Source organism: Natranaerobius thermophilus JW/NM-WN-LF, from assembly GCF_000020005.1.
GTDB lineage: Bacteria > Bacillota > Natranaerobiia > Natranaerobiales > Natranaerobiaceae > Natranaerobius > Natranaerobius thermophilus.
Genome location: NC_010718.1, coordinates 1,046,070 through 1,063,152, shown reverse-complemented (window position 1 = coordinate 1,063,152; position 17,083 = coordinate 1,046,070). Strand labels below are relative to the sequence as shown.

16 protein-coding genes are annotated in these 17,083 nt (G+C 34.7%); 6 read left to right on the top strand and 10 right to left on the bottom strand.

What is annotated here, in order from left to right; all coding sequences use genetic code 11:
• Positions 1–3: 3 nt before the first annotated feature.
• Both NTHER_RS05100 and NTHER_RS05095 read right to left on the bottom strand, forming a co-directional pair.
• Positions 4–879: an ABC transporter ATP-binding protein gene (locus NTHER_RS05100; RefSeq protein ID WP_012447458.1), complete on the bottom strand. Its 876-nt coding sequence runs from the start codon at positions 877–879 to the stop codon at positions 4–6.
• A 16-nt stretch (positions 880–895) separates the two neighbouring features.
• Positions 896–1,285, bottom strand: a complete 390-nt coding sequence (locus tag NTHER_RS05095; protein ID WP_012447457.1) for a GntR family transcriptional regulator — start codon at positions 1,283–1,285, stop codon at positions 896–898.
• Between the two features lie 210 nt (positions 1,286–1,495).
• Between NTHER_RS05095 and typA the strand changes: the two genes are divergently transcribed.
• The 3 genes from typA to NTHER_RS05080 are packed head-to-tail and all read left to right on the top strand — an operon-like array spanning position 1,496 to position 5,596.
• Positions 1,496–3,334: a translational GTPase TypA gene (gene typA, locus NTHER_RS05090; protein WP_012447456.1), complete on the top strand. Its 1,839-nt coding sequence runs from the start codon at positions 1,496–1,498 to the stop codon at positions 3,332–3,334.
• A 31-nt stretch (positions 3,335–3,365) separates the two neighbouring features.
• The gene (locus tag NTHER_RS05085) at positions 3,366–4,181 is read left to right on the top strand and encodes a histone deacetylase family protein (protein WP_012447455.1); all 816 of its coding nucleotides are present in this window, start codon (positions 3,366–3,368) and stop codon (positions 4,179–4,181) included.
• A 56-nt stretch (positions 4,182–4,237) separates the two neighbouring features.
• On the top strand, positions 4,238–5,596 hold the full coding sequence (locus NTHER_RS05080) for a M20/M25/M40 family metallo-hydrolase (RefSeq protein ID WP_012447454.1): 1,359 nt from the start codon (positions 4,238–4,240) through the stop codon (positions 5,594–5,596).
• Between the two features lie 91 nt (positions 5,597–5,687).
• Here the strand turns inward: NTHER_RS05080 and murB are convergent, their stop codons facing one another.
• The 4 genes from murB to NTHER_RS05060 form a co-directional block, all read right to left on the bottom strand.
• Entirely contained in the window at positions 5,688–6,644 is a 957-nt protein-coding gene (gene murB / locus NTHER_RS05075) for a UDP-N-acetylmuramate dehydrogenase (protein ID WP_158438221.1), read from the bottom strand.
• Positions 6,645–6,738: 94 nt separating this feature from the next.
• Positions 6,739–8,166 (bottom strand): MATE family efflux transporter, encoded by a 1,428-nt coding sequence (locus NTHER_RS05070; protein ID WP_012447452.1) that lies wholly within the window; start codon positions 8,164–8,166, stop codon positions 6,739–6,741.
• A gap of 587 nt (positions 8,167–8,753) precedes the next feature.
• Complete coding sequence (locus NTHER_RS05065; protein WP_012447451.1) at positions 8,754–10,367, bottom strand: carbon starvation CstA family protein; 1,614 nt, start codon at positions 10,365–10,367, stop codon at positions 8,754–8,756.
• 216 nt (positions 10,368–10,583) lie between these two features.
• Positions 10,584–10,892, bottom strand: coding sequence for an ArsR/SmtB family transcription factor (locus NTHER_RS05060; RefSeq protein WP_041366920.1), 309 nt, complete (start codon positions 10,890–10,892; stop codon positions 10,584–10,586).
• A gap of 215 nt (positions 10,893–11,107) precedes the next feature.
• Between NTHER_RS05060 and NTHER_RS05055 the strand changes: the two genes are divergently transcribed.
• From NTHER_RS05055 to NTHER_RS16350, 3 genes are read left to right on the top strand one after another with little or no spacing between them, the layout of a single operon-like run.
• Positions 11,108–12,091: an ABC transporter ATP-binding protein gene (locus NTHER_RS05055; RefSeq protein WP_012447449.1), complete on the top strand. Its 984-nt coding sequence runs from the start codon at positions 11,108–11,110 to the stop codon at positions 12,089–12,091.
• The gene (locus tag NTHER_RS05050) at positions 12,088–12,831 is read left to right on the top strand and encodes an ABC transporter permease (RefSeq protein ID WP_012447448.1); all 744 of its coding nucleotides are present in this window, start codon (positions 12,088–12,090) and stop codon (positions 12,829–12,831) included. The genes NTHER_RS05055 and NTHER_RS05050 overlap by 4 nt, the downstream gene beginning before the upstream one ends.
• A 24-nt stretch (positions 12,832–12,855) precedes the next feature.
• Positions 12,856–12,987 carry a hypothetical protein gene (locus tag NTHER_RS16350; protein ID WP_012447447.1) on the top strand — a complete coding sequence of 44 codons (132 nt, stop codon included), beginning with the start codon at positions 12,856–12,858 and terminating at the stop codon, positions 12,985–12,987.
• Positions 12,988–13,056: 69 nt separating this feature from the next.
• Here NTHER_RS16350 and NTHER_RS05045 read toward each other — a convergent pair whose 3' ends face one another.
• From NTHER_RS05045 to pstB, 4 genes are read right to left on the bottom strand one after another with little or no spacing between them, the layout of a single operon-like run.
• A complete protein-coding gene (locus NTHER_RS05045) occupies positions 13,057–14,850 on the bottom strand; it encodes a HAMP domain-containing sensor histidine kinase (protein WP_012447446.1) in 1,794 nt (597 codons plus the stop codon).
• 5 nt (positions 14,851–14,855) lie between these two features.
• Positions 14,856–15,596, bottom strand: a complete 741-nt coding sequence (locus NTHER_RS05040) for a response regulator transcription factor (protein ID WP_012447445.1) — start codon at positions 15,594–15,596, stop codon at positions 14,856–14,858.
• Positions 15,597–15,655: 59 nt separating this feature from the next.
• The gene (gene phoU / locus NTHER_RS05035) at positions 15,656–16,306 is read right to left on the bottom strand and encodes a phosphate signaling complex protein PhoU (protein ID WP_012447444.1); all 651 of its coding nucleotides are present in this window, start codon (positions 16,304–16,306) and stop codon (positions 15,656–15,658) included.
• A 14-nt stretch (positions 16,307–16,320) separates the two neighbouring features.
• Positions 16,321–17,082 carry a phosphate ABC transporter ATP-binding protein PstB gene (gene pstB / locus NTHER_RS05030; protein ID WP_012447443.1) on the bottom strand — a complete coding sequence of 254 codons (762 nt, stop codon included), beginning with the start codon at positions 17,080–17,082 and terminating at the stop codon, positions 16,321–16,323.
• Position 17,083 lies beyond the last annotated feature (1 nt).

Genomic DNA, 17,083 nt, shown 5'->3' with positions numbered 1-17,083 from the left:
TATTTACCTCCCAGAAGTATTAATTAGAATGTCTTCGAGACTCTGTTCAATTACATCAAGGGTAAAGTGAGGTTTACTTTTACATCTTTGATAAATTTCCTCAAAATTCTCTGAGACTGTTAAAATATAGGCATTATCACTTTTCTCTACTTTTGCTATGCCTGGAAAATCAAAAAATTCTGATTCAATATCTCTTTGAAAAACAACTCTAATCTTCTTTTCATTGGTTTTAAGTTCATCCATATCTCTAACTTTCAACAACCGCCCATCATTAATTATGCCTATCTGATCAGCAATTCTCTCAACATCATCAATAATGTGAGATGAAAAGAAAATAGTTTTCTCTGATTGAGTCATTTCTTCTACTAGAACATTTAAAAATTCCCTTCTAAAAATAGGGTCTAGCCCACTTGTTGGTTCATCTAATATCAAAATTTTGGGGTTATGGGCCAGTGCTAGAACGAGAGAAACTTTTACTTTCATACCTTTAGAAAATTCCTTAATAGGTTGATTTAAAGGAAGCCGAAAAAACTCCGTATACTTATCGACTAGACTCGGATCCCAATTAGTATAAAAACCTTTCGCAAAGTTTAAAATACCTTGGAAAGTCATGTAATTATAAAGATTACTTTCTTCGGAAACATAACCAATGTGATCTAAAATTTGATATCCATTTGAGATATCTTGGTTAAGTATTTTTATTGATCCTGTCGTCGGTTTAATAAGCCCTGTCAGCATTTTTATGGTAGTTGTTTTCCCAGCTCCATTGGGTCCGATAAAACCAAATACTGTGCCACGTTCTATTGTTAAATTAAAATCGTCGATAATTTTTGAGTCACCAAATTTCTTAGAAACATTTTCAAAACAAATAGCGCTCATTTAAATTCCACCTCTTTTAATTAAATTTTGATTTCCAACTAGATAGTTTTTCCTCAAATAAAGATCTGATTTCTTCCTCGGATAAGTTCAAATGATATGCTTCAACTAATAGTTTTTCTAAATTATCACTAAAAATTTGTTTAGCTTCAGTCTTTTGACTATACTGAGAAGTCTCAGCCACAAACATTCCAATGCCTCGTTCTTTTTTGATAATACCTTCGTTTTCAAGCTCCTGATACGCCTTCGATACAGTATTAGGATTAACTGTCAAATCTTTGGATAATTTTCTTACAGATGGGAGTTTTTTCCCTTTCTCTAAAGCGCCAGAGGCAATAGCATTTTTAATTTGGCTTTTTATCTGTATAAAAATGGGCGTTCCTTCACGAGGATCAATATTTATCCACATATAAGTTCCTCCGTAATCTAATCTTTAATTAATAATTAGAAATTTCATTTTATAAGGCGCTAATATACATTTTAGTGTAACATACTGTCTTAATACACTAATACACCTGGTGGTTATTATTATATTCTCATTTGTGTAAAAAGTCAATACTTGCTTTAATTAATCGCCACAATCTGCTATACTGTAAAAGTTGAGAAGGAGGAATTCAAAATGACTACACAAAAAATCAGAAACATAGCTTTAATTGCCCACGTAGACCATGGAAAAACGACCTTGGTAGATAGCTTGTTAAAGCAAAGTGGAGTTTTTCATGAAAAAGAACAAGTAAAAGAAAGGGTTATGGATTCAAATGATCAGGAGAGGGAAAGAGGTATTACAATACTTTCAAAAAATACTGCTATCAAATACAATGACACAAAAATCAACATAGTAGACACTCCGGGTCATGCAGATTTTGGTGGAGAAGTGGAACGGATAATAAATATGGTAGAAGGTGGATTACTATTAGTTGATGCTGTTGAAGGACCTATGCCCCAAACTAAGTTTGTCTTAGAGAAGGCCTTATCAATGGGATTAGTCCCCATTGTTGTCATAAATAAAATTGATAGACCACAAGCAAGACCGCAAGAGGTTGCCGATGAAATCCTTGATTTATTTTTTGACTTAGAAGCCAACGAAGATCAACTGGAATTCCCTATTTTGTATACAGATGCACTTAAAGGAATTGCCAGCCATCAACTAGAAGATTTTCAATCAGATAACCAAAGTATTGAAAATGGGTCCTTAAAACCATTGTTTGATACCATCTTAGAAGTAATACCAAGCCCAAAAGTCGATCCTAATGCTCCTTTCCAAATGCTTGTATCCAGCACGGATTATGACAGTTATCTTGGAAAATACGCAGTGGGCAAAATCATGCAAGGAACTATTTCAAAGCACGATCAAGTTTTAATTTTAGAAAAACAGGAAACGGAAGACCAAGAGCCTAAAAAAGATAAGCAAACTGCGGGACAAATTTTCACATATCAAAACCTTGAAAAAATTGAAGTCCCAAAGGCAGAGGCTGGAGACATTGCCGCAATTTCTGGGCTTAATGATATTAATATTGGTGCCACTATTACTGATCCCAACTATCCAGAACCTTTACCAAGCCCTACTATTGAAGCACCAACAATTAGCATGACCTTTTCAATTAATAATAGTCCCTTCGCAGGACAAGAAGGTAAATATCTAACATCAAGAAAGTTAAAAGAACGTTTATTTACAGAGCAAGAATCTAATATCAGTTTAAAAGTAGAAGAAACTGATAACCCAGAGCTTTTCCAGGTTTCAGGTCGTGGTGAACTCCATCTTTCTACGGTAATTGAAAAACTGAGAAGAGAAGGATATGAATTTCAGGTATCAAAACCTCAGGTGATTTATAAGGAAATTGATGGAAAGAAATGTGAACCTATTGAAGAAGTTGTAGTGACTTTACCTGATGAATATTCAGGAACAGTAATTGAAGAAATAAATCAGCGAAAAGGCGAACTATTAGAATACAAAAATTTATCCAGTGGAAATACCCGATTAAAATTCAAAGTACCATCTAGAGGATTAATTGGTTTCAGATCAGAATTTTTAACATTAACTAGAGGGACTGGATTATTTTATCACAATTTCCTTAACTACGAGCCATATAAAGGAGATTTCTCAACGAGAGTGAATGGAGCCCTTGTGGCACATCAAGCCGGTGAAGCTACTTTCTATAGTATTCAAGCAATGGAAGATCGAGGCGAATTTTTCATATCCCCAGGAGTTAAAGTTTATGAAGGAATGATTGTAGGCCAAAGGAATCGTGAAGGTGATCTAGATATCAATGTATGCAAGCAAAAACAATTGACCAATGTAAGGGCAGCAGGTTCCGACAATACTGAAAAAATTGCGCCTCCTAAATTATTATCACTTGAAGAAGCTCTAGAATTTATCAATCAGGATGAACTTGTTGAAATAACTCCAAATAACATTCGATTAAGAAAGAAAACATTAAAAAAACAGTTTAGAAAATAGCTTTAAAGAATTAATTACAGGGGTGTTATTCATGAAAATTGTATTTCATGAAGATTTTTTCAAAACCTATAGTTTTGATCCAGCGGCATCCAAAGGAAGATTAGATCATGCTGCAGCATTGTTAACAAACCACTACCCCGTAGTCACTCCTTATCTAGCCTCAGAAAAACAAATCAAAATAATTCATACTGATTCTCACGTCCAAGAGATTCAAAACTCAAGTCAGATATATCACATGGCACGCCTGGCAGCAGGTTCAGCCATCAAAGCTGCTGATCTCGCCTATTCTGGTACAGCAGCTTTCTCCCTGGCCAGGCCTCCAGGCCATCATGCAGGTCCGTCTACATATTGGGGTTTTTGTTATTTTAATAATATAGCCATCGCAGTAAAACAGTTGATATTAGAAGAAAAAATCAATTCCGCTGTAATCGTAGATTTTGACCTTCATCTAGGTGATGGCACTATTGATTCCTTTGCTGATACTCCCGAAGTTCATTATTATCATCTTGAAAACGGAATTGATTTAATTGGTCTCAACAATGGAAATAAGGACTTTAGAAATCACCCGGTAACTCAATTAAGAGAATACTTAAAGAAATTCTATAATATACCAGAAGATACACCTGATATCCTTGCTGTGTCTGCAGGCTTTGATCGACACATACATGATTGGGGTGGCAGCTTGGATACTAAAGAGTACCAGGAAATAGGTGAAGAGTTGGGAAAATTTGCCAAAGAGCAATGTCAAGGTAAGATTTTTTCCGTACTGGAAGGTGGTTATAATCCCGAATCTTTGGGAGAAAGTGCCTTGGCCTTTTGTCAGGGAATTGAAAAAGGAGTTAACTAGTGTGCTTTAACTAGTGTACTTTTTGGTTACATCCAAACTAAAAAGGGAGTGTCAAAATGATTTCTCAAGTTTTTTCCCATATAGAGGATAATAAAGAGAAGTATTTAGATGAGTTAAAAAAGTTGGTAAAACAACCAAGTATCAGTACTAAAAACCAAGGAATAACTGAATGCGCAAAAATGATACAAAAATTGATGAAAGAAACTGGAATCACAACTAAACTAATCCCTACTTCAGGTCATCCCATAATCTATGGCGAGTTAATCACTTCAGAATCAGCACCCACAATAATCTTTTACGGTCATTACGACGTACAACCCCCTGAACCATATGAATTATGGCATACCGAACCTTTTGAACCAGAGGTGAAAAACCAACGTCTTTATGGACGAGGAGTAGGAGACAACAAGGGACAGTTATTAACCCATATTTTAGCAGTTCGGTCTTATTTGGAAACAAAAGGTCAACTTCCAGTTAATGTAAAGTTCGTTTTCGAAGGAGAAGAAGAAATAGGCAGTCCACATATAGCTCAATTTGTAAAAGAAAATAAAAATTTGCTTAAGGGTGACTTAGTTTATATTTCAGACGGGCCACTGGCACCTGGAGACGCGCCAGTGGTTTCTCTTGGAAATCGGGGGATATTATCAGTCCAATTAAGTATCAAAACTGCAAATAGAGATAATCATTCTGGTAATCGTGGTGGGGTTATTCCAAATGCCGCTTGGGAACTAGTAACCGTGCTAAACTCCCTTAAAAATGAAAAAAATAAAGTATTGATCCCTGAATTCTATAAAGATGTCATAAAACCTGGATCAGCAGAACTCGACTTGATTCAACGATTGCCATTTGACTCGCAAAAAACAGCCGAAGCTTTTTATGTAGATGAAAGCGATTTAGAGAAAGAAAATTTTTATAAAAAACTAACACTAGAACCAGTATTAAATATCAATGGTATCGTAAGCGGTTATACCGGTGAAGGAACTAAAACCATTATCCCCTGTCAAGCTAGTGCTAAACTTGATATGAGATTAGTACCAGACCAGGATCCAGAACATATTTTCCATAGACTTTCAGAATGGGTCAAAAAAATAAATCCCCGCACCCAAGTTGAGATGCAGGGACGTTACATGTATCCGTCCAGAACAAGTCCTAAACTTTCAGCTATTCAACATATAACAAAATCTGTTGAACAAGTTCATAATACAAAACCATTAGTCTATCCTTCCACAGGTGGCAGTTTACCCACCTATGTTTGGACGAAAATTTTAAATTTACCAGCTGTCACTGTTCCCTATGCCAATTCAGACGAAGCCAATCATGCTCCTAATGAAAATTTGAAGCTAGATTTGTTCTATAAAGGAATAAAAACATCTTGCCAGGTCCTTGATAATTTATCTCTGCTCAAAAATCACTGATAATTAAAGCCTATAATAATCATTCTCAACGATAAACCAAACTCAACGATGAATCAAAAACCATAGTCTTAAAGATACTAATACTAAAGATTTAAAGATATTTTAATTCTCTTTCTAGAGTGACACCAAACTTTTCTTTAACTGTTTTTTGGATATATGATACAAGTTCTTTAACATCACGACTCGTTGCCGTACCGGTGTTTATTATAAAACCACAATGTTTTTCAGAAACCTTGGCTCCTCCTATTTCAACACCTTTCAAGCCACTATCTTCAATCAGTTTACCTGCATAGTATCCTTCAGGCCTTTTAAAAACGGAACCTGCTGATGGATAATTTAAAGGCTGCTTTTCAGTTCGCCTGGATTTCAGGTCTTCCATATAAGACTTAATTTGGTCAAAGTCACCCTTTTGTAAGGCAAGTGTTGCCTGAAGTATTATTGCATTCTGATTTTGAAAAGTACTACTGCGATATCCAAAGTCCATAGACTCTCGTGTATAGTTTTGAATTTGGTGGTCCACTATAGCAGTCACTTGTTTAACCACATTACTGAGTTGCCCGCCAAAGGCTCCGGCATTCATGTATAAACCACCACCTAAGGTTCCAGGAATGCCTTCTGCGAACTCTAGACCAGTCAAACCATGTTTAAGAGCCATACGACTAAGCTTGTTAAGAGAAACTCCACTCTGAGCTGTTATTTCTGTCCCCTCTACTTGTATGTCTTTAAAGGTTTCTCCAAGATAAATTACTATTCCCGATAAACCATTGTCGTCAATTAAAACATTAGAGGCATTGCCAAGCACAAAATAAGGGAGTTCTTCTTGATTTACCAAGTTTAAAACAGCTTGAACTTCTTCAATATTGGATGGTGTCACAAAAAGCTCAGCTGGTCCACCTATCTTAAAAGTTGTATACGGTGCCAATTCGTGTTGAAGTTTAATATTATCTTTAGGTAGATGGTTCAATAGCTCATCGTATATGGCTTGAGTGTTCATGAGCGAATCACCTCTGTAATCAATAGTTAAAATACTTTCCTTCCATATCAGCATATTCAACATAGTACACTACGATCTTTTTTATTGCAACAAATTATTTATTCTATTTACCCTATCACATTATTGTAGTCGAAACATGAGTTCTTCATTAAACTTTTATTTCCTTCCATTTACCGGATTTAAATCTTAAAAATACTAAAATTCCTCGAACATACAGATCACTAGCCATTGCCAACCATGCTCCAAATAATCCCCAGTTAAACACAAAGGCAAATAAAACAGCTAAAATCAATCTTACTCCCAACATTCCGATTGCCGTTGTTACAGCTGGGAAAGTAGTATCTCCTGCCCCTCTAAGACCTCCTGACAGTATAATAGCAGTCGCAAAGGGAGGCTGTGCCAGGGCTACTATTCTAAGACACATCACACCAAGATCTATAACCTCAGGCTCATTAGTTAGGAAGTTCATCAGTACATGGGGAAAGAAAAAGAATATTAATCCCATGAAACTCATTACACCGGCACCCAAACGCCAGGTTTCTAGTCCACAACGCTCTGAAAGTTTAGGATCTTTGGCTCCAAGGCCTTGACCAACCAAAGTTGTAGCAGCCATGGAAAACCCAAAACCGGGCATAAAAGACAAGGATTCTGCGTTAATGGCCATATGATGAGCGGCAGTAGCTGTGGTTCCCAAACTTGCAACTATCCTAGTAAATAACACCTGGCCTGAACTCATGGCCATCCGCTCAATTGCTGTCGGAATCCCTACTTTAACTATCCTTTTTATCATAGTAAAATCAGGCCGAAAGGAATCTGACAAATTAATCTTTATCACGGATTTTCCCTTTAATAAGGTTTTAACAACTAATAAAGAGGCTATTGCCCGGGAAATACTAGTCCCTAATGCTGCCCCTTGTACTCCTATTCCAGCGCCTGGCATCAGGAATTCTATTCCTAAGAATGACATCTCTCGAGTTTCAAAAATCAATAAAAAGTTCAATATGATATTAACAACATTGGCAACAGCATTAACCCGCATAGGGGTCCTAGTGTCGCCTGCACCTCTTAAGACACCGCTTAATATAAAAGAAGATGAAATAAATAAAATACCTGCACTGATAATTCTCAAATAATCTGTACCTAAGGGGACCACTTCCGGTTCGGCACCCATCAAGTTAATTATAGTTGGAGCAAGAGGAAAAACTATTGAAGTTACTAACAAGGCTGTTGCCACGCTCATAATAATAGCCTGTCGTCCCGCCAGGTTCGCTTGATTATGTTCCTTTGCCCCTATATGTCTAGCAACTACTGCTGTAGTGCCTACACCTAATGCTGCGAACAATCCCATAAAAAACATCATGGGAGACATTGATAAGCCAACGGCAGCAATTGACGCTTCTCCTAGCCTTCCTACCATGGCATTATCAACGATTTGCTTAAATGTCATCAAAAACATTTCAATAATGGCTGGCCATGCCAGGAAAATTACTTTTTTGCGGATTTCACTATTAGTAAGATTTTCTCCTTCTAATAGTATTGAATTGGATTGTTGATTTGAATTTTGCTCACTACTCATAAAATTTTCCCCTTTTTCAATATTTCGCCTCACTAAATATTAGTTTATTACGATTTATATTTAAGTGTCAATATAATTTTATGGTGTTTTTTCTTCTTTGCTATCTTCTTAGCTATTAACTTTCAATATTTTATCATTCCAAAACAAAAAAGACTAGTTTAATGTACAAATAAGACTAGTCTTTATAAGACTGTATTTCTATTACATTTTAAAATTTGGCTCTTTTATACTCCGTTGTTGATAGTTGATCTCTTCGATTGAACGAATTTTGTGTAAGGTTGATATTACATCTTAACGATCAACAGTAGAATTAAAGTCAAATAACAAGATGTTATTTCTGATCATGCTCTAGGATGAGCAGCTGTTCAGGAAGCTTTAATTCTACTATTGGGGAGTTTTAGATGTACCAACCCGAAACATTTGATGTGAAATCGAAGAGTTCAACTATCAACATTCAACTTTAACACAGCTTAATATTGAAAGATATAATTATAGAAAGGGTCCTATGTAAGGGACCCTTTTCTATAATTTTGCTAAATTTAGAATAATTCTTACTGCTTTTTGGGCTAATTTCTCTTTTAAATTTTTTAAATTTCTGCTTTTCTCTCTTTAAGCAATCTTAAAATTTTAGAGATACTGTAATATGCCATACTAACAATTACATATGCCATAAAGACCATTAAAACAAAACTGAGCCAATTTTGTTCAACTACAAAACGATATAATTCGTAAATGACTGCAGCTAAAGCCGATGGATATATAACTATTAACGGAGCTACTACAAAAATCTTGAAGTTTCTGTCAAAAACCTCTCCACTTTCAAGTCGATCAATTATCAAAAGACTCAAAGGAACTGTAAGTAAGGTAATAGAACCTAACGCTATTCCTGACCAAAGGTCCATGACCGGCGTATAAAAAAGTACTATTACTGCAATAATCATAAACACAATACTTGTAATTATTCTGCTTTTACCAAAATAGTTCCAGGTGAGCTCTTGAAGTAAGTATCGACCATTTCTCGCCCATGAATCCAATGTTGTTAATAATAATGCTCCAAATGTTAAAGCGCCAATGGTTCCTCCCCAAACGGGATCTAGACCATATAATTCTAAAGCATTAGCTAAAGCGTTAGAAAACGCGCCTCCGGGATCGGGATAAGCACTTTCCATGAACCCATCATATGAGAAAAAAGTCATGATCATAGCTGCCGAAACAACTGCCATAAAAGTTTCTCCTTGCATACCACCAAACATAACAAAATAGCCATCTTTTTCTTTTTCTAATTGTCTGGCTGTTGTGCCGAATGCAATTAGTTGATGCACTCCACTAGCTGCTCCACACGTGATTGTTGCCATTATCATGGGCCAAAGGGGACCACGTTCTGTAAAAAAAGATGTGTACATAGGTAACTGTACTTCTGGTCTAAAGATTAACATGGCTGAAGCTCCTAAAATTAATCCTCCGATAACAAGCACAGTATTTAGATAGTCTCTGGGAGATAGCAAAACCCAAACGGGTATGGTAATAGCGCCAAGTGTATAAAATATAAAAACAGCCATCCAAGCATTCACAGACAGGTTAAGAGGGAAATTAGCCCCTATACCTACAACTATCAATAGCAGTATTACAAAAACGGCTGTAGTCGGTCCAAGAGGAAACCCTTTTTTAATTGTTACTCCGAATAACATGGCCACGGGAATTAGTAGTAATATTGGTAAACCTGCTTCGGGAACACCTACCACAGTATCTGCCATAACTTCAATAAACATACTGGTTACCATTAATCCAGCTAAAAAGTACAGTACTGTTAATAAAGTCCCAGTTCTCTCGTGAATTTTTTCAGAAGCTAGCTCGCCCATAGACTTTCCCTGGTTCTTAACCGCATACATGCCCGCAAAATAATCAGTAGTTGCCCCAGCAAAGTGTACACCCACTAGCATCCAAATTAATGAGGGCAGCCAACCCCAAATCAAGCCTGTAATCGAAGCAAAAATCGCAGTAGTACCAGCTATAGACATCCAGTGGTGTCCAAATAACACATACTTGTTCTGAGGAGTATAATCTACTCCATCATACATAGTGTGAGCTATTGTTTCTGCTGTGGGGTCAACCTTGGCGATTCCTTCTACAGGCTTTTTTAAAGCCTTGTGTGCAACTAACAACACGGCCCAAGAACCAATCAAATAGCCAAAAATACCCATGGATAAACCTCCCTTTTTAAATGGAATGGTCTTACTACTTCTAGTACCACCTCGCTTTCATTTCAATTTCCATTTCATTTTTATTGATATTTATATTAAGCAAGTTGTTATTAGTTTTGATGTTATTTTTTGTAATATTTTGAATTTTTATTTTTGATTATGTTTACGATTTTAATGAATTGTATTTGTGGGATTTAAGAGGATATATAGATCTAACTATTTGTTATGACAACCTTTATTACAAGTTGTATTTTCAACTCGGCTTTGTTTATGTAGTTCAAAAAATAATTCCGATAATTCCTTTAATACTTCTTTGTTTACAGTATAATGAGTAAAATATCCTCTTTTTTCACCCCAAACGATACCTGCTTGCCTCAATACTTTTAAATGTTGGCTAACTGCCGCTTTAGTCAGTCCTAAATTATTAGCTAGTGCTCCTACACAGTAATCATGGGAAATTAACAACTCTATAATTTTAAACCTGGTATTATCTCCTAAGGCCTTTATTGTCTCAATATGGTTCATAGTAATCACCCACTTTACTCTTTTAAAATTAAGTCTTTTCTTAATTGAATTATAATACAATTGAGTGAAATAAACAATCAAAATTGTACAAAAAAAGAAAAAGTAGAAAACTTATCCTTGACAATTCTTATTAAGTTTTTTATTATTTAGTTAAGTACTTACTTAATAGTTTTTTAAAAACAATTATTTATTAGTATTATTACGGAGGTAATATAATGATTAAAAGCCCCATTATAAACGTTAAAAACTTAACAAAAAAATACAAAGAGTTCACAGCAGTAAATAATATATCATTCCAAGTTCATGCAGGCGAAATTTTTGGTTTTCTAGGACCTAACGGTGCAGGCAAAAGCTCTACAATTAACATGCTCACAGGTCTCGCTCATATTACTTCAGGAGAATATAATGTGTTGGGCTATAGTTTTGACAACTATCACAAACAGTTCAAAAAAGTCATGGGAGTTGTCCCAGATGAAAGTAATATGTATGACGAATTGACAGGCTTTGAAAACCTGTGCTTTTCAGGGTCACTCTATGGAGTAGATCGAGATACACGAACTAAACGAGCACATAACTTGTTAAAAAAATTCAAATTAGAGAATTCTGGTGATAAATTATTTAGATATTACTCCAAAGGTATGAAAAGAAAACTAACTATAGCTGCCGCTTTAATTCATGAACCTAAAATATTATTTTTAGATGAACCAACTACTGGTATTGATGTTCAAAGTGCTAGAGAAATTAGAAGTTTAATAAAAGATTTGAATAACGACGGAAAAACCATCTTTTTGACTACCCACTATATTGAGGAAGCTGAGCGGCTTTGCCACCGTATTGCCTTTATTGTAAATGGCCAAATCGTAAAATCAGATCATACTAATAATCTACTGTCCGGAGAAAAACAAGGGAAAACATTAGAGCTAACTGTAGATAAAACTGTTCCCGAACTGCAGGAAAAATTGATTACACAATTTCCAAACCTTGATTTTAAAGTAAAATCTGAAACATCTATTATTATAGAATCTCATAAATCCGGATCTATCACTCTATACCCTTATATTCATTTCCTTTATCAACTAGGTATCAATGTAATAGAAGCCAAAGAAAAGAAACTCTCTCTAGAAGAAGTGTTTGTAAGAATTACAGGAATCGAATCAGACGCTTGGACGGCCAATAAGAAAGGAGAGGAACCAGCATGATAACCGCTTCAGAATTAACAGCTTTTATTAACATATTAAAAAAAGATATTAAAAGTTATTATCTTAAACCACCTAATATAAGCTGGGGATTGATTTTTCCTTTTGCCTGGATGCTCATGTTTTTAATCCGATCCGAAGGACATTTAGAAATCATAGATGTATTCCCTGGAGTTATTGCCATTTCAATCTTATTTGGAACCACCTCTATGTTAGCTGTAACTATAACATTTGAAAAACGCAGTCGATCTTTCGAACGATTATTATTAGCACCTATTGATCTGAATTTATTGATGTTATCGAAAACAATGGGAGCTATATTATTCGGCATGATAAATGCCATTCTCCCAATTTTAATAATTTCCTATTTTATAGAAGTTTCAGCAACTAATCTGGCCTTGATTTTGGGTAGTGTTTTGTTATCAGCTGTCAGCTGCACTTTTCTTGGTCTATTTATTGCTGTATCTGTTAAAGAGGTTTTCCAAGCCCAAACATATTCAAATTTTTTCAGATTTCCTATGATGTTTTTATGTGGTCTTTTCGTACCAGTTTTTGAACTACCATTAATTATAAGACCTTTATCCTATATATTACCATTGACATATGGAGTCGATATCTTAAGAGAAGCTATTAACCAAACTGGACATTTACCTATCTGGATAAACTTCATTGTCTTATTATTATTCTGTATAGCACTTTTTCTTTATAGTATTAAAAATGTCAAATACAAATGGATTGATTAACTTTAAATGAAAGGGGGAGATACCATGTGTAAAAAGAACAGCAATTGCAAATATCCACACAAACTAACTGACAAACCTAGTAAATGTAGTCCTGAGCAAATCAGAGAATGTCATGGTGACGCTAAAGAACATGAATGCGAACATGACGACGAATAAATAGTTTTTGGGCTTGATTAAAAGAAATCCCCTTCTGGGTTTAATTAACACCTAAGAAGGGGATTTCTTTTAATCAAGGATTCTTTTAACATAAAAATAAAATGTTGTCCCACGGCCGACCCTACTTATTACATTTAAACTTGAATTATGACCAATAACTGCATGTTTTGCTATCGATAACCCGAGACCAGTACCTCCATAATCTCTATACCTGGATTTATCAACTCGATAAAACCTTTCAAAAATTCTCTCTTTATCTTCTTCCGGGATCCCTTTACCATTATCTGTTACAGAAAATCTTATATAATCCTTCTCAGAAACTGCTTTTAGCTTGATTTTTGTTCCCGGAGGATTATGACGACACGCATTGTCAACCAAATTTAAAATAACTTGCTGAATTTTATCCTCATCCATTAAAGCTTTTAAATCAAAAGGAACTCCGCCTCTATATATCCGATATCCATCTTGCTGCCATCTTTTTTGTGATATAGATACGGTTTTATCTAAAAAGTTTAGCACATTAACTTCATCTTGGTTAAATTCAACTTTATTAGTTTCCAGCCTAGAAAGTATAGTTAAATCATTAATCAGTCTACTAACTCTATCCGTCTCTTCTTCAATAATATTTAAAAACTCCCGTTGAGTGTTATTTTCACCTAAAGTTTCTTCCTTTAGAGTTTCTACAAAGCCTTTTATCGATGTTAAAGGTGTTTTCAATTCGTGACTAATATTCGAAATAAATTCTTTTCTCATCTGTTCCAGTTTAGTTAAATCAGTAATATCCTGAAGTATCACAACAGCTCCTCTAGATCCTTCTTCAAAAAGAGGTAGAGGAGTAACATACATTCTAACAATCTGATTGTTAAAATCAGTTTCTCTAGAAACCTGTTCCCCTGATTTAAGAACCTGAGTTACAGCATTATTCAAATCAAAATTTCTAGTTAATGATACTAATTCTTGTTGATCAACGGAATCGTAAGCATTAATGTTTAAAAAACTCCTGGCAGCTGGATTTATAAGAGTCACTTCACTTTTATGGTTGATTTCGATAACACCATCGGGCATATTATTTAATAGTGTTGATAATCTATTTTTTTCTTCCGTCAATTGGCTCATAATTGTTGATAAATTATTTTTCATTTGATGAAATCTATGAGATAATTCCCCGATTTCATCTTTTGAGTTTATTGGCTTATCTTCACTAAAATCACCTTTTGAAACTTGCCCAGTCCATTTACTTAAAACTTCCAAAGGATAAGTAATAGACTGGGCAATCAATGAGCCGAATAACCAGGTAAATAATAATGCCAATAAGGTACCAGACCCAATAATTACTCCTAAATGATTCCTGACACTTTGAATTTCCGTTAAGGGAAAAGCAACTCGGGCAAAACCATTGACAATTAAATCATCCCTATTTTTATTGTCTTGATTTCCTATTTCCTCATTGTAAATAGGGACTGCAGCGTATAGCAAATCTTCGTCAATTGTATTTGAATATCTGGTATGAAGACCTGTTCCTTCTTCATAAGCTTTTTTTATTTCCGGACGATCTAGATGATTATCCATTACTTCCGGATTCTTTTCAGACTCGGCAAGGACAGTTCCATCATTATTGACTACTGTAAATCTAAAACCAGTATCTGTGCCTAAAGTGACAACGTATTCTTGCAATGCATCGCCTGCGAGTTCACTATCTTTAATGCTGTGTGATATCATTTTTGCTTTATTAACTAGCTGATCTTCCAAATTTTCTAAATAAAAATTTGAAAAATAATTAAATAAATATAATCCCATGCTTATGAAAGCAAGGGCAATTAATATGGAAAAAGCTGTATTAATTTTACTTTTAATTGTTCTCATAACAATTACTCCATTTCTTTTAAACGATATCCTATGCCCCTGACTGTCTCTACTAAGTCAGGAGGACCACCCGCTTCACTAATTTTCTGGCGTAGATGTCTAATATGAACATCTACAGTTCTGGTATCTCCAAGAAAATCGTAGCCCCAAATTTTTTCAAGTAATTTTTCTCTCGTCAAAACTTGTCCAGAGTTTGTAACCATAATATTTAAAAGCTCAAATTCTTTTGGAGTTAACTGTAATTCTTGATTTTCAATATATGCTCGATATTTTTCAGGTTTAATTGATAAAGGACCATTCTTTTTAACATCTTCACTTTTATCCCTTTGATCAAAAATCTTGTTAGAATTATCTTGGCTTTTTTCATCTGTTAACTCTTTAGTTCTTCCACGCAATTGAGCTTTTACTCTAGCTAACAGCTCTCTAGGACTAAAAGGTTTAGTTACATAATCATCGGCACCCATTTCTAAACCTACTATTTTTTCAATCTCATCACTTTTTGCTGTTAACATAATAACTGGAATATGCAGGGAGGAATTACCACGTATTTTTCTACAAACTTCTAGCCCATCTAAACCAGGAAGCATTAGATCTAAAATAATTAAATCATAGTCATTTTCAAAATATTTGTTAAAAGCTTCATCTCCATGGGTTACATGTTCAACTTCATACCCTTCTTTTATTAAGTTGTGATTAACTAGTTTAGCAATATGGTGTTCATCCTCGACTAATAATATTCTATGCATCTTGGATGATCCTCCCTTAAACCTTAAAATATCTTGAATTAAATAGTCTGAGTTTAATTCTATACATCTATTCTATCACCAGTCACCATAAAAATCACCCATTCACCTAAATTAGTAGCATGATCACTAATTCTTTCAAGATCACTGCTCACAAACATTAGCTGCGTAGCTTGAGAAATTTTCTTAGGATCAGTTATCATGTAAGTAACTAATTCACGAAAAATTTGATCATATAGATAATCAATTTTATTATCATCATCTATAACTTGATATGCTAAATCTACATTTTCTTTTACAAAAGCATTCAATGAGTTTTCCACCATTTCTTCCGTCAAATCAGCCATTCTAGGAATATCAACTAAAGGTTTAATAAAAGGTTCATCCAAAAGATTAAGTGTTTTATGAGATATTGAAGCCGCTTTATCGCCCATTCTCTCTAAATCTGTGATTAATTTTAAAATTATACCTATTCTTCTCAAATCTTTAGCCATTGGTTGATGTCTGGCAATCAAAGTTAAGCATTTATCTTCAATCTCTAATTCCAAATCATCAATGCTATCGTCTTCTTGAATTACTTGTCTCGCTATTTTTCCATCTTGCTTTTTTAAACCTTCGATTGATTTTGAAATAGCTTTTTCCACCGCTCCCCCCATGACTAGGACCTGGTTTTTTAACTCAGTCAATTCCTGATCAAATGTATCCCTAACCATTTAAAATCCCCCTTTTAGCCAAAACGGCCAGTTATATAATCTTCAGTTCTTGAGTCTTTAGGATTAGTAAATACTTTATCCGTTTTATCTAACTCAACAAGTTCCCCATTTAAGAAAAATGCCGTTCTATCGGAAATTCGTGCAGCTTGTTGCATATTATGAGTTACTATTACAACGGTATATTTCTCTTTTAAAGTAGTAATTAAGCTTTCTATTTTTGAGGTGGAAACAGGGTCTAAAGCAGAACAAGGTTCATCCATTAATATAACTTCTGGCTTTGAAGCCAGTGCTCTAGCAATACATAATCTTTGCTGTTGCCCCCCGGAAAGGGATAAAGCTTGATTTTTTAACCTATCATTAACCTCATCCCATAAAAATGCTTGTTGTAAAGATGTTTTTACAATTTGATCTAAGTTACTTTTATTCTTTGTCTCGTGCAATTTAGGGGCGAAGGCTACATTCTCGTAAATTGATTGGGGAAAGGGATTAGGTTTTTGAAATACCATTCCAACTTGTTTTCTCAACTCAATTACATTTGTTTCCTGACTGTAGATGTTTTTCCCTAGATAATAAATTTCTCCACTTAATTTTGCACTTCCAACTAAATCTACCATACGATTTAAAGTTTTTAAGAAACTTGACTTCCCACAACCTGAAGGTCCAATGATGGCCAGAACTTCTTTTTCCTTAATACTCATATTTATATCTTGTAATGCTTGATTGGAGCCATACCATAGTTTGAGATCTTTTATTTCGAAAACAGGATTATCATTCATT

Excerpts from the sequence above, each read along its gene's own strand:
- NTHER_RS05070 (WP_012447452.1), bottom strand. The coding sequence starts at position 8,166 with ATGAGTAGTGAGCAAAATTCAAATCAACAATCCAATTCAATACTATTA.
- NTHER_RS05045 (WP_012447446.1), bottom strand. The coding sequence starts at position 14,850 with ATGAGAACAATTAAAAGTAAAATTAATACAGCTTTTTCCATATTAATT.
- NTHER_RS05080 (WP_012447454.1), top strand. The coding sequence starts at position 4,238 with ATGATTTCTCAAGTTTTTTCCCATATAGAGGATAATAAAGAGAAGTAT.
- murB (WP_158438221.1), bottom strand. The coding sequence starts at position 6,644 with ATGCTGATATGGAAGGAAAGTATTTTAACTATTGATTACAGAGGTGAT.
- NTHER_RS05050 (WP_012447448.1), top strand. The coding sequence starts at position 12,088 with ATGATAACCGCTTCAGAATTAACAGCTTTTATTAACATATTAAAAAAA.
- NTHER_RS05095 (WP_012447457.1), bottom strand. The coding sequence starts at position 1,285 with ATGTGGATAAATATTGATCCTCGTGAAGGAACGCCCATTTTTATACAG.
- NTHER_RS05060 (WP_041366920.1), bottom strand. The coding sequence starts at position 10,892 with ATGAACCATATTGAGACAATAAAGGCCTTAGGAGATAATACCAGGTTT.
- NTHER_RS05040 (WP_012447445.1), bottom strand. The coding sequence starts at position 15,596 with ATGCATAGAATATTATTAGTCGAGGATGAACACCATATTGCTAAACTA.
- pstB (WP_012447443.1), bottom strand. The coding sequence starts at position 17,082 with ATGAATGATAATCCTGTTTTCGAAATAAAAGATCTCAAACTATGGTAT.
- typA (WP_012447456.1), top strand. The coding sequence starts at position 1,496 with ATGACTACACAAAAAATCAGAAACATAGCTTTAATTGCCCACGTAGAC.
- NTHER_RS05085 (WP_012447455.1), top strand. The coding sequence starts at position 3,366 with ATGAAAATTGTATTTCATGAAGATTTTTTCAAAACCTATAGTTTTGAT.
- phoU (WP_012447444.1), bottom strand. The coding sequence starts at position 16,306 with ATGGTTAGGGATACATTTGATCAGGAATTGACTGAGTTAAAAAACCAG.
- NTHER_RS05100 (WP_012447458.1), bottom strand. The coding sequence starts at position 879 with ATGAGCGCTATTTGTTTTGAAAATGTTTCTAAGAAATTTGGTGACTCA.
- NTHER_RS05065 (WP_012447451.1), bottom strand. The coding sequence starts at position 10,367 with ATGGGTATTTTTGGCTATTTGATTGGTTCTTGGGCCGTGTTGTTAGTT.
- NTHER_RS16350 (WP_012447447.1), top strand. The coding sequence starts at position 12,856 with ATGTGTAAAAAGAACAGCAATTGCAAATATCCACACAAACTAACTGAC.
- NTHER_RS05055 (WP_012447449.1), top strand. The coding sequence starts at position 11,108 with ATGATTAAAAGCCCCATTATAAACGTTAAAAACTTAACAAAAAAATAC.